11 protein-coding genes are annotated in these 12,276 nt (G+C 66.3%); 4 read left to right on the top strand and 7 right to left on the bottom strand.

Annotated features, from left to right (window positions below; translation table 11 throughout):
- Positions 1 to 11: 11 nt before the first annotated feature.
- The 7 genes from PV781_RS21420 to PV781_RS21390 all read right to left on the bottom strand — a co-directional run bounded on the left by PV781_RS21420 (position 12) and on the right by PV781_RS21390 (position 8,530).
- Complete coding sequence (locus PV781_RS21420; protein WP_274777659.1) at positions 12 to 1,187, bottom strand: efflux RND transporter periplasmic adaptor subunit; 1,176 nt, start codon at positions 1,185 to 1,187, stop codon at positions 12 to 14.
- Between the two features lie 302 nt (positions 1,188 to 1,489).
- Positions 1,490 to 3,052, bottom strand: a complete 1,563-nt coding sequence (gene murJ / locus PV781_RS21415; protein WP_274777658.1) for a murein biosynthesis integral membrane protein MurJ — start codon at positions 3,050 to 3,052, stop codon at positions 1,490 to 1,492.
- Between the two features lie 206 nt (positions 3,053 to 3,258).
- The gene (locus tag PV781_RS21410; protein WP_274777657.1) at positions 3,259 to 4,407 is read right to left on the bottom strand and encodes a DegT/DnrJ/EryC1/StrS family aminotransferase; all 1,149 of its coding nucleotides are present in this window, start codon (positions 4,405 to 4,407) and stop codon (positions 3,259 to 3,261) included.
- A gap of 22 nt (positions 4,408 to 4,429) precedes the next feature.
- Positions 4,430 to 5,422, bottom strand: coding sequence for a Gfo/Idh/MocA family protein (locus PV781_RS21405; protein WP_274777656.1), 993 nt, complete (start codon positions 5,420 to 5,422; stop codon positions 4,430 to 4,432).
- Between the two features lie 228 nt (positions 5,423 to 5,650).
- Positions 5,651 to 6,289, bottom strand: coding sequence for an outer membrane protein (locus PV781_RS21400; RefSeq protein ID WP_274777655.1), 639 nt, complete (start codon positions 6,287 to 6,289; stop codon positions 5,651 to 5,653).
- 700 nt (positions 6,290 to 6,989) lie between these two features.
- Positions 6,990 to 7,685 carry an outer membrane protein gene (locus tag PV781_RS21395; protein WP_274777654.1) on the bottom strand — a complete coding sequence of 232 codons (696 nt, stop codon included), beginning with the start codon at positions 7,683 to 7,685 and terminating at the stop codon, positions 6,990 to 6,992.
- A 206-nt stretch (positions 7,686 to 7,891) separates the two neighbouring features.
- Positions 7,892 to 8,530: an outer membrane protein gene (locus PV781_RS21390; protein ID WP_274777653.1), complete on the bottom strand. Its 639-nt coding sequence runs from the start codon at positions 8,528 to 8,530 to the stop codon at positions 7,892 to 7,894.
- Between the two features lie 245 nt (positions 8,531 to 8,775).
- Here PV781_RS21390 and uvrC point away from each other — a divergent pair, with 245 nt between their 5' ends.
- The 4 genes from uvrC to PV781_RS21370 all read left to right on the top strand — a co-directional run bounded on the left by uvrC (position 8,776) and on the right by PV781_RS21370 (position 12,274).
- The gene (gene uvrC, locus PV781_RS21385; RefSeq protein ID WP_274777652.1) at positions 8,776 to 10,815 is read left to right on the top strand and encodes an excinuclease ABC subunit UvrC; all 2,040 of its coding nucleotides are present in this window, start codon (positions 8,776 to 8,778) and stop codon (positions 10,813 to 10,815) included.
- A gap of 91 nt (positions 10,816 to 10,906) precedes the next feature.
- A complete protein-coding gene (gene pgsA, locus PV781_RS21380) occupies positions 10,907 to 11,545 on the top strand; it encodes a CDP-diacylglycerol--glycerol-3-phosphate 3-phosphatidyltransferase (protein ID WP_274777651.1) in 639 nt (212 codons plus the stop codon).
- Positions 11,542 to 11,793 (top strand): molybdopterin converting factor subunit 1, encoded by a 252-nt coding sequence (gene moaD / locus PV781_RS21375; RefSeq protein WP_274777650.1) that lies wholly within the window; start codon positions 11,542 to 11,544, stop codon positions 11,791 to 11,793. Before pgsA ends, moaD begins: the two co-directional genes overlap by 4 nt.
- A 4-nt stretch (positions 11,794 to 11,797) precedes the next feature.
- The gene (locus tag PV781_RS21370) at positions 11,798 to 12,274 is read left to right on the top strand and encodes a molybdenum cofactor biosynthesis protein MoaE (RefSeq protein ID WP_274777649.1); all 477 of its coding nucleotides are present in this window, start codon (positions 11,798 to 11,800) and stop codon (positions 12,272 to 12,274) included.
- Positions 12,275 to 12,276 lie beyond the last annotated feature (2 nt).

Below are 12,276 nucleotides of genomic sequence, written 5' to 3'. Positions count from 1 at the left end.
TGCGGTCCCCCTCACTTGGCCTGGGCCGAGGGTGCCGCGGCTGGCTTTTCCTCCTGGGGGGTGACCTTCACGCCCGGGCGCACGCGCATCAGGCCGTTGACCACCACGACGTCGTCGGGCTTCAGGCCGGACTTGATGACGCGCAGCGGGCCTTCCAGCGGGCCGAGCACCACCGGGCGCACCTGCACCACATTCTCCGGGCCCACCACATACACGAACTTCTGGGTCTGCTCGCTGCCGATGGCGGTGTCGGGCACGGTCAGCGCCTGGTAGGGCGCCGACGAGGCCACGCGCACCCGGCCGAACATGCCGGGGCGGAACAGGTCATTGGCATTCTCGAACACGGCGCGGCCGCGAATGGTGCCGGTGGCCCGGTCCACTACGTTGTTCAGGAAGTCCATCTTGCCGTGATAAGGCCAGCCCTTGTCGTCGATCAGCTTGAGGTCGACGGTGGAGCCGCTGGAGTCCGCCCCGTTCAAGAGGCGCTGGTAGCGCAGGAACGAGGCCTCGTCGAAGGTGAACTCGAAATAGATGGGATCGGTGGAGACGATGATGGCGAGCAGGGTCGGCGAGGCACCCGAGCCGCCCACCACATAATTGCCCACCGACACCTGGCGATCGCCGATACGGCCGGAGATGGGCGCCCGCAATTCGGTGAATTGCAGGTCGAGCTTGGCCTGGGCCACAGCTGCTTCCTGCGCCTGGACGGTGGCCGCCGCGGTGCGCTGGGTCTGGGTGCGCTGGTCGAAGGTCTGCTTGGAAATGGCGTTTGACGTCTTGTCCTCGATCAGCGTGCGGGCGCGCTCGAGGTCCGTGGTGGCGTAGTCGAGATTGGCCTTCGCCTGGGCGAGGTTCGCCTCCGCCTGCTGGAGCGTGATCTTGTAGGGCCGCGGGTCGATGGTGAAGAGCAGATCGCCCTCCTTGACCAACTGGCCGTCGGTGAAGCTGATCTTGTCCAGATAGCCGTTCACGCGGGCATTCACCGACACCCGGTTGATGGCGGCGAAACGGCCGACATATTCGTCATAGTCGGTGATGGTGCGCGTCTGGGGCTTGGCCACCGTGACGGTGGGCGGCGGGGGCGCGGCCTGTTGCTGCTGTTGCTGCGGCTGCCCGCACGCGGCGAGGGCAAGAGCGGCAGACAGGGCAAGGGCACTGATCGCGAAGCGATGCGGCTGGACGGACATAGAGTGCTCCGACAGGGCGACTTGAGGCGCGCCATTTCATTGTCAGGGCGAAGAACGGCGCTTCCCGCAACCGACGAGCCGTTTGCCACAGCCGCTCGCATAGCACAGACGTGTGCAATGCAAAATCCCTTACGGCACGTGGGGGCGCAGGAATCGCAGCTTTAAGTCGGGATCGAAGCTGCTGACCCGATCTGTCAGGCACACGCTCCGCGCCGTGGGCCAGAGAAAGCGAGAAGCGGCGAGGCGGTCTCAGCGATGCTCACGCCTTTGTCATCTGCTGTCCGGCGGTCCGTTCGGTCTCCTCACGTCGCCGGGGGTGGAGCGGGCGGGCCGCCTCGGCGGCGCAGCAGCGGCGCCAGGAAGCGCTTCCCGAAGAAAGTCACCACCATGGCCAGGTAGGCCAGGCCGCCGGCCATCACCACCAGGAGGAAGACAAGTTCCTCCCGCGCCACGGCGAGATGCGCCGTCAGCGCGCGGGCGAGCGGATCGGCGCCCACCAGAACGCCCGCCAGCACGAGGCCGCAGACCAGCAGCCGCAACAGATTGTTGGGCAGGCGTGCATCACCCAGCGGCAGGCCGCGCCGGCGGGCGAAGAAAATGAGAAGGCCGAGATTGATCCAGCCGCCGAGCGCCGTGGCGAGCGCCAGCCCCACCTGGGCCAGAGCGCCCATGAGCGCGAACTTGAGCGCCACATTGATGGCGACGGCGGTCAGGGACGCAATCATGGGCGTCGTCGTGTCGCCACGCGCATGGAACGGGGCGATGAAGGCGCGCAGCACCACGAAGGCGATGAGCCCCACCCCATAGGCCTGGAGAGTGGCCGCCGCTTCGGCCGCATCGCCGCGCGTGAAGGCGCCGCGCGCAAACAGCGCGCGCATGGTCAGGTCCGGAATGAGGAGGGCTGCCACCACGAAGGGCAGCGAGAGCAGGACCGCGAACTCGATGGAGCGTGCCTGCGCATGCGCCGCGCCCGAATCATCGCCTGCCGCAAGGCGGCGCGACATTTCCGGCAGCAGCACCGTGCCGATGGCAATGCCCACGACCCCGATGGGAAGCTGGTTGATGCGATCAGCATAATAAAGCGCGGACAGCGCGCCCGACGGCAGGAAGGTGGCGATGATGGTGTCCGCAAAAAGCGCGATCTGCACGCCCGCCGAGCCGATGATGGCCGGCCCCAGCGCCTTCAGGAATTGCCGCGTGCCGGGGTTGAGGCGGGGCCGGGAGAATCGCAAGCCGATGCCACTGCGCTCCGCATCCCACCCCACCAGGATCACCTGCCCGATGCCCGAGAGCAGCACGCCCCACGCGGCGGCGTGGCCGGCAGTGGGGAAGGCCGCCGCCGAAAGCAGGGTGCCAACCATGCACACATTCAGCAGGATGGGCGAGGCCGCCGCCATGGCAAAGCGGTTGGACGCGTTGAGCGCGCCGGAAATGAGGGTGGCGACGGAGATAAGCGCCAAATAGGGAAAGGTGATGCGGGTGAGCGAGACCGCGAGCTGGAACCGCTCGGGGTCCTCCTTGAGGCCCGGCGCCAGCAGGCCGACGAAATCGGCGGTAAAGCCCAGCGCCAGCGCCAGCAGCACCGCATGGACCAGCGCCATGGCGGTGAGGATCTCGTTGGAAAATTCCCGCGCGGTGGCGATGCCCCCCTGCTCCCGCAGCCGCGAATAGGTGGGCACGAAGGCGGCGTTGAACGCGCCCTCGGCGAAGATGGCGCGGAAATGATTGGGCAGGCGGAACGCCACCAGGAAGGCATCGGCCACGGGCCCGGCGCCGAGCACGGCCGCCATCACCACGTCCCGCACGAAGCCGGCGAGGCGCGAAAGCAAGGTGAGCCCGCCGACGGAAAGGATGCTCTTGAACATGGGTCCGCTGAATCGCCGCGTCTGGCCGCAGGCTATGGCACGTTCAGGCGCGATTGTATCGCAATCTGAAGGCAGGGCTGTTTGGAAGCCTCCCCTGCCCCATTGCGCACCCCGCGCCTCGCGCTGCGGGACCGCCCCCATGAAAAAGGGCCGCCCGTTTCGGGACGGCCCTTTTCCTCACCCTTGAATGTGGCCGGCGTAGCGGCTCAGGCCGCGAGCGCGCGACGCACCGCGGTGACGATGCGATCCTGCGTCGCCTCGTCCAGATAGGCATGCATGGGCAGGCTGATGACTTCGGGACAAAGCGCCTCCGCAACGGGAGCGGCATCGCTCGGGAAGTGGCTGTAGGCCGGCTGGCGGTGCATGGGGATGCGGTAATAGACGGCGGTGGGGATGCCGTCCTTCTTGAGCGTATCGGCCAGGCCATCGCGCCGGCCGGGCGCCAGGCGGATGGTGTATTGCGCCCAGATGGACGTGGCACGGGGGTCCACCACGGGCACGGTCGCCACATCGCCCAGCATCTCGTTATAGCGAGCGGCGATGCGGTCGCGGGCGGCGATCTCGTCCTCGAAGATGTCCAGTTTCTCGATCAGAACCGCCGCCTGGATGGTGTCGAGGCGGGCGGTCATGCCGATGCGGACATTCTCATACTTGTCCGTCCCCTGCCCGTGCTCGCGCACGCTCTTGAGCACAGCCACGAGGTCGGCGTCATCAGTGAAGATGGCGCCCCCGTCGCCGTAGCAGCCGAGCGGCTTGGCCGGGAAGAAGGAGGTGGCGGTGGCATGGCCGATGCTACCCGTGCGCTGGCCACGCCAGGTGGCGCCGAAGCCCTGGGCCGTGTCACACAGCACCTTCAGGCCATGAGCCTCAGCCACCGGCAGGATGGCGTCATAGTCCGCCGCCTGGCCGAACAGGTCCACCGGAATGACCACCTTGGGGGTCAGGCCCTTGGCCTTGGCGATCGCGATGGCGCGCTCCAGGGAAGCCGCGTCCATGTTGAAGGTGTCGGGCAGCACGTCCACGAACACGGCGGTGGCGCCCACCCACGGCACCACTTCGGCGGTGGCGCAGAAGGTGAAGGCCGGGCAGAACACCGCGTCGCCCGCCTTCACGCCCCAGGCCATCAGCAGCATGGCCAGCGCATCCGTGCCGCTGGAGCAGGAGACCGCATATTTGGCGCCGGCGAAGGCGGCGAGCTGTTCCTCCAGCATCGCCACTTCCGGCCCATTGATGAAACGGCAGCTCTCCAGCACGGTGGAGACCGCGCGGTCAATGCGCGCACCGAGTCGGGCCCGCTGGGCGGCCACGTCGATGAAGGGAATGGGAGCCATCTGCGAGGTCACGTGGGTGGTCATGAAATGTCCCTTGAAATGGCTGTCAGCTCGCCGCCCGCAGGCGGTCGGCGCGCAAGGTGGCCTCGGCGCGCTCGGCCAGGCACTGAATGGCGATTTCCAGGCTGGCGACGCCCTCGTCGCCCGACACCATGGGCGGCTTCTTGGTGCGCACGGCCTCGACGAAATTCTCCAGCTCCGAGCGCAGCGGCTCGGAATAGGCCACCGGCAAGTGGCGCATGGAATAGGAGCCGTCGGGGCGATAGTCGAAGCACTCGGTCACCTGGCGGGTGAGCAGGTCGCCCATCACATATTTCTTGCGGGTGGCCACATGCACCGTGCGCGCCTTGAAGGGCGTCAGCCAGTTGGTGTTGATGTGGGCGAGCACGCCGGAGGCGGTGCGGAACTGAAGGAGCGCGATGTCCTCGCGCTCGGCCATGGCGCTGGAGGTCTGTGGCTGCACTTCGACAATGTCGGAGCCCGTGAACCAGCGGATGAGATCGATGTCATGCACGGCGAGATCGATCACCACACCCACATTGGACATGCGGGGCGGGAAAGGACCCACCCGCGTAATGGCGATGGAGAGCAATTCCTCGTCACGGATGGCGTTCTTGACCGTCTGCACGGCCGGATTGAAACGTTCCACATGGCCGACCATGAGGGTGACACCCTTGGCGCGGGCGGCCGACACGATTTCGCGCCCTTCCGCCACGGTGGAGGCCACCGGCTTTTCCACCAGCACGGACACGCCGGCATTGATGACGTCGAGGGCCACCGGGTGGTGCAGATGGGTGGGCGCCGCCACAATCACGGCGTCAAGACCGAGGTCCAGCAGCGCGCGATGGTCGCCCACCGCCTTGCAGCCGAGAAACCCCGCCACCCGCTCCGCCTGGGCCTGGTCGGGATCAGCCACCGCCACAAGCTCCACGCCAGCAAGCTGGGAGAGAACGCGGGCGTGGTTGGATCCCATGATGCCGATGCCCGTCACCCCGATCCGCACCGGGGGGCGATCCAGCGAAGCCGAATCGTGCGCCATTTGAGCCTCACTCCTGATGTGCGACGACGCGTCTATCACGGGAGATGGGGCGGATGCGAGGCGGCGGGAAGAGCCGCCTACCTCCCCGCCTTCAACAATTGCGTCGCCATATTACGGCTTGGCCGAAGCACCCTTTATAGGTGCACATACAAAACGCGCGGGCCCTTCACGGCGCCCGCGCGTTTACGTCTGGTGATCCCGTAACGGACGGGACCAAGACGGTCTGCGTCAGAACTTGTAGTTCACGCCGACCCGGGCGGTGCTGGCCGCGATGCCGGCATCGCCGATATTGTCGTAGGTCTTCTTGCCGAGATCCACGTAGAGATATTCGGCGCGGGCGGTCCAGTTGTTGGTGATGGCGTATTCCAGGCCACCACCCACAGTCCAACCCACATGGGTGTTGGAATCGGAGTAGCCGAAATCGTTGATGGTGTTCTTGCCATAGGCAAGACCACCGGTGACGTACGGCAGGAATCGGTCATAGGCGTAGCCGACGCGTGCACGTACGGTGCCAAAATAGTCCAGCTTGCTGTTCACGCCATTGGCGTTGCCGGAGATGTCACTGCCCTGGAGATCGGCCTCGACACCCACCAGCATGTTGTTCTGGAACTGGTAGTTGTAGCCCACCTGGCCACCACCGAACCAACCGTCCGGCGAGACGCCATAATAGTCGGCGGCGCCCTTGCCGGAGCCCCACGCATAGCCGGCATTGGCGCCGATATAGAAGCCAGTCCAGGAGAAGACGGGGGGCGGAGCGGCGACCTGGGCCTTCACCGGATAGGTTTGCGGCCTTGAGAGGTCCGCAGCCATGGCAGGTGCTGCCACCATCGCGCCCAGCAGGGCGCCGGAAATGAGAACCGACTTCATATTCGTCCACCTCACTTAACTCGGGGCCGGGCGACCAAGGCGGAGGCACTGCCTCACCCTGGGCCGGCGCGGCCTCGGGCGTCCGGGCCCAGGGACCCACGAACACCCACACAGGCTGCCTGCGGTTCCAATGACGGAAGCCCCGCATGCGTTCCTGATCGAGCGGAATGTGACGCCGAAGACAGGCCAGCCGGTGACCGAGAAAAGGCAATCCCATGGCATGCCTGGGGTGTCTCAATGGCACGGCGGACACCCGTCACGCACCGGCATTCCGCTAGGAAAATTATGGATTTTCAATGGGTTGAAAGCCGTTAACGGAACGACACGCCCGTCGGCCGATGAGGTGCTTCCACCCTGGCGGCACGGCTCCGCCCTCGCCATTGGAATTCCTCCGGCGCTCCTCAGTCCCGGCCCATTTGGGGGGTGTCATGGGAGGATGAAACAGTCGCTCCGGATCAGATCGGACGCTTGGGTACCTCACTGGCTGTGGCATGGCCCACCGCCAATTCCAGCGGCGACTGGGGCAGACGCCCGGCGGGGCGGAGCGACAGGCCAAGGCGGCGGGGAGCGAGGGCGCCGCACAGGGACGGACATGTCGGGATTGCCTCAAGCAACTGGCCCAACCAATGCGACCCGCCCAAAAACAGAAAAGCCCCGGGCTTGCGCCCGGGGCCTTCCAGGAACCGTCCTGATCGGAAGATCAGAACTTGTAGTTCACGCCCAGCTTGAGCAGGTTCAGGTTGGTGTCGGCGTTGACCGAACCCAGGGTGGCCGGGATGGTGTAGGAGTTGCCCTGCAGATCGACGTACAGGTACTCGATCTTGGCAGTCCAGTTCTGGGTGAAGGCGTACTCGACGCCAGCGCCGATGGTCCAGCCCCAGTTGGTCTGGGAGGTGGAGACGCCGTAGATCGTGCCGTAGTTGGTGTTGGCGTAAGCCGCACCACCGGTGATGTAGGGCAGCACGCGGTCGAAGGCGTAGCCGAGGCGGGCGCGGATCGTGCCGACATAGTCGAGCGAAGCCTCGCCAGCGCCGCCCGTGTTGGAGATCACGACGGTGTTGGAGCCCATGCTCGTCCAGTCGATGTCAGCCTCGAGGCCGAGCACGACGTTGTTGGCGAACTGGTAGTTGTAGCCAGCCTGCAGACCGCCGATGAAGCCGTTCGCGCTGCCGACGCCGATGGAGGTCGGGGTGGCGCCGTAGATCGGGGAGACGTTCAGGGAGCTGTCAGCCCAGCCCCAGCCGATGTTGCCACCGATGTAGAAGCCGGTCCAGGAGAACACCGGGACGACGGGAGCCACGGCCTTGACCGGGTACTTGGTGGCGAGATCGGCCGCAGAGGCGGCGCCGCCGAGGAGAGCCAGGGCAGAGACCCCGGCGAGAGCGCGCTTCAACATGGTTACACCCTTTGTTGCGATACAAAACTCAATGACCGGGACCATACATCGGGACAGGGGGCCCGTCTGTAACCCGTCTGCAACACCGCCGAAAGAAAACCCGGCGAGATTGTGACGTTGAGCCTACATCGGAACACAATTAGAGACAAGTTCCGTGGCTCGGACGAGATCACAAGGCTTTTACCGCCCCGACGCAGCTTAACACTTCAGAAACGATAGTTCATTCCTGCCCTGACGATGCTCCCGTCAAACCCAAGAGTGGCGGGACCAAGCAGGGAGGAGTAAGTAGAACTACCCATGTCCACATAAAGATACTCGGCACGGGCACTCCAATTGCGATCAAGCGCATATTCCGCGCCTGCTCCAATTGTCCAGCCCGTCTGAGTCTGGCTGTTGCTCAGCCCCCAAACTTCATATTGACCTTGCCCGTAGGCGAAACCCAAGGTTCCGTAGGCCAGTATACGTTCGAAGGCGAAGCCCGCACGCGCCCGGACGGTGCCAAGATACGTGGTGCTGTAGGCACCCGCACTCACCCCCGCCCAGTCAAAATCGGTCTCGATGCCCACCACGAACGGCGAACCGGCGAACTGCCAGTTGTAGCCGGCCTGGAGGCCACCCACGAAACCGCTCGGGGAATAGGAACCGGAGCTTCCCCATCCCCAACCCGCATTGGCGCCGATATAGAATCCGGTCCACGACATGGGCGCCTGCGCTGCCGCATAGCCATAGCCGTAGCCCGAATTCATGTCTGCGGCGCCCGCAGGCACCACGAGGGCGCCCAGCATGGCGAGACCTGCCACGGCAGAACCCGCAATGGCAGAACCCGCAATGGCCTGGATCTTCATCCTCAACACTCCTCGCTCGCTGCCGCAGCCGTGGCTGCGCGCTGTCTCTTCCACTAGGAGGAAATGACAAACGAAGTCTGGCAGCTCCCGCGCGACCCCTTGCAATTGTTGAAGATGGTCAATGAACAGTGAAACAGGCGGGCGCGCTTGGACATGGCGATTCCTGTCCTCGTGGTCCCGTCCTTCCGCACCGCACTGCGCTTGCCCCCTGGCCCCGGCGCTTCCGAATGCCTAACTTCCCGGCCATGAGCCCGCGCCCCGCAAAAGAGCTGCCCGACACGCCCCCCGACCTCGTCACGCCTGAGGACATGGAAGAGGAGGCGCTGCTTGCCCTGTCTTCCGAACCCGAGGAGGAGGTGGCCGAGGGTCCGCTGGCCACCGGTCGGGCGGCGATCCTGGCAGCCGTGCGCCACGCACCCACGGGACCGGGCGTCTATCGCATGATCGGCTCGGACGGCGCGGTGCTCTATGTGGGCAAGGCCAAGAGCATCAAGAAGCGCGTGCTCAGCTACACGCGCCCGGTGGGTCATACGAATCGCATCGCCCGCATGATCGCTGCGACCGAGACCATGGAGTTCGTCTCCACCCGCACCGAGCCGGAAGCGCTGCTGCTGGAGGCCAACCTCATCAAGCAGTTGAAGCCGCGCTTCAACGTGCTGCTGCGGGACGACAAGTCCTTCCCCTACATCTTCATCAGCGCCGACCACGAGGCGCCGCAGATCCTCAAGCATCGCGGCGCGCGCAACCGGCCGGGCGCCTATTACGGGCCCTTCGCCAGCGTCTGGGCGGTGGACCGCACCATCAATGCGCTCCAGCGCGCCTTCCTGCTGCGCTCCTGCTCCGACAGCTATTATGAGAATCGCACCCGCCCGTGCCTGCTGTTCCAGATCAAGAGATGCGCCGGCCCCTGCACGGATGAGATCGCGCCGGCCGACTACAAGGTGCTGGTGGACGAGGCTCGCGCCTTCCTCGCCGGCCGCTCCCGCGCTGTGAAGGAGCAGCTCGCCCACGAGATGGAGGCGGCCGCCGAGGCGCTGGAGTTCGAGCGCGCCGCCCGGCTGCGCGACCGCCTCGCCGCGCTGTCGGCGGTACAGGGCAGCCAGGGAATCAATCCCCGCTCGGTGGAAGAGGCGGACGTTTTCGCCTGCCATCAGGAGGGGGGCGCCACCTGCATCGAGGTCTTCTTCTTCCGCACCGGGCAGAACTGGGGCAATCGCGCCTATTATCCCCGCGCCGACCGCTCGCTCACGGAGGCCGAGGTGCTCGGCGCCTTCCTCTCGCAATTCTATGACGACAAGCCCTGCCCCCGCCTCGTGCTCATCAGCCACGAGGTGGAGGAGCAGGCGCTCATCGCCCAGGCCCTGTCGGAAAAGTCCGGCTTCAAGGTGGAGGTGGCCTGCCCCCGGCGTGGCGAGAAGAAGGACCTCATCGACCACGCCTTGCAGAATGCCCGCGAGGCGCTGGGCCGCAAGCTGTCGGAGACCGCCACCCAGACCCGCCTCCTGGAAGGCGTCGCCGCCGCCTTCCGCCTGCCCGGCCCGCCCCGGCGCATCGAGGTCTATGACAATTCCCACATCATGGGCACCAATGCGGTGGGCGGCATGATCGTGGCGGGGCCGGAAGGCTTTCTGAAAAGCCAGTACCGCAAGTTCAACATCAAGTCGGCAGACATCACCCCGGGCGACGATTTCGGCATGATGCGGGAGGTGCTGACCCGGCGATTCTCCCGCCTGCTGAAGGAAGCGCCCCGGTCCGCCGCGCCCGTGCCCGACACGACCACCGGCATGGATGTCGCCCCGGAGCCCTCGGCCGCGGAAGATACCTCCCCCTGGCCCGATCTGGTGCTTATCGATGGCGGGCAGGGCCAGATGAGCGCCGCCCGCGCCGTGATGGCGGAACTTGGCATCACCGATGTGCCCATGGTGGGAATCGCCAAGGGCGTCGACCGGGAGGCGGGGCGCGAGCAGTTCTTCGTGGAGGGCCTGCCGCCCTTCCGCATGGAGCCCCGCGACCCGGTGCTCTATTTCATCCAGCGCCTGCGGGACGAAGCCCACCGCTTTGCCATCGGCTCGCACCGGGCGCGGCGCAAGAAGGACATCACCGATGCGGGCCTCCAGGCCATACCGGGCGTCGGCCCCACCCGGAAGCGCGCTTTGCTGCGCCATTTCGGGACCTTGAAGGCCATCGAGCGGGCCTCGCTCGCCGATCTCGAGCAGGTGGATGGAATCAACGCCTCGACGGCACTGGCCATCTACGGCTATTTCCACGAGCAGCCGCAGCCGTGACGCACGCCTCGACCCCGCCCGTTTTCTTCGGCATGGTCCGGCCCGCCGCGATCCTGCCGCAGCCCCTTTGACCGCCAGAAGACTGATTGCCATGGCCGAAGCCGCAACCCGCCCCTCTGGCACCCCCAAGCCCCGCAACGAGCGCCGGCTGGCCCTGTCGCTGCCGAATATCCTCACCTATGCCCGCTGCGCCGCCGTGCCCATGGTGGCGGCCTGCCTGTTCTGGTCGGACATCTTTCATGGCGGGGAATGGCTGCGCTGGGTGGCGCTGGGCCTGTTCATCGCCGCGGCGGTGACCGACTTCTTCGATGGCTATCTCGCCCGCGCCTGGTCGCAGCAATCGGCCATCGGGCGCATGCTCGACCCCATCGCCGACAAGCTGCTGGTCTCCACCTCGCTCCTGATGCTCGCCTCCGACGGCACCATCAGGGGATGGTCGTTGTGGGCGGCGGTCGTGATCTTGTGCCGCGAGATCCTGGTCTCGGGCCTGCGGGAATTCCTGGCGGAGCTGCGGGTGTCCGTGCCCGTGTCGCGGCTCGCCAAGTGGAAGACGACGCTGCAATTGGTGGCGGTCGGCTTCCTGCTGGCGGGGCCGGCGGGCGATGCGATTCTTCCTGGCGTCAGCTATGTGGGCTTGGGCCTGCTGTGGGTCTCGGCCGTACTGACGCTTTATACCGGCTATGACTATTTCCGCGCCGGCGCCCGGCACCTGGTGGAGGATGACGCGTGAAGATCCTCTATTTTGCCTGGCTGCGCGAGCGGGTGGGACTGGCGCAGGAGGAGGTCACCCCTCCGCCGGAGGTCCGCACCGTGGCGGATCTTGCCCGCTGGCTGGCGGGGCGCGACGAAGCCCATGCCCATGCCTTCGAGAAGCCCGACGTGGTCCGCGCGGCCATCGACCGGCGGCATGTGAAGCCGGACACGCTGCTCGGCACGGCGCAGGAGATTGCCTTCTTCCCGCCCATGACCGGAGGCTGACCCCGTGACCTCGCCCCTGCCCTTTTCCGTCGCCATCCAGGCCGAGCCGTTCGACGTGGCGGCGGAGATCGCTGCGCTTTCCGGCACGGGCGAGGTGGGTGCGGTGGTGTCCTTCACCGGCCTGTGCCGCGCCGATCCGCCGGATGCCACGGCCGGCGCGCCGCTGACCGCCCTGGTGCTGGAGCACTATCCGGGCATGGCGGAAGATGAGATCGCCCGTCATGTGGAAGAAGCGCGAACCCGCTGGCCGCTCCAGGGCGCGCGGGTGATCCACCGCTTTGGCCGCATCGTGCCGGGTGAGCAGATCGTGCTCGTGGTGACCGCCTCCGCCCATCGCGAGGCCGCCTTCAACGCCGCCGCCTTCCTCATGGACTGGCTGAAGACCGACGCCCCCTTCTGGAAGAAGGAAGAACGGGGCGTTGCCGGAGATTGGGTGGCGGCCAAGGCCAGCGACGACACGGCGGCTGCGCGCTGGAAATAGGC

Origin of the sequence: Aquabacter sediminis (assembly GCF_028863665.1) — a bacterium.
Classification (GTDB): Bacteria; Pseudomonadota; Alphaproteobacteria; order Rhizobiales; family Xanthobacteraceae; genus L1I39.
The sequence above is the reverse complement of the archived record's forward strand: the minus strand, read 5'-3'. Positions and strand labels throughout refer to the sequence as shown.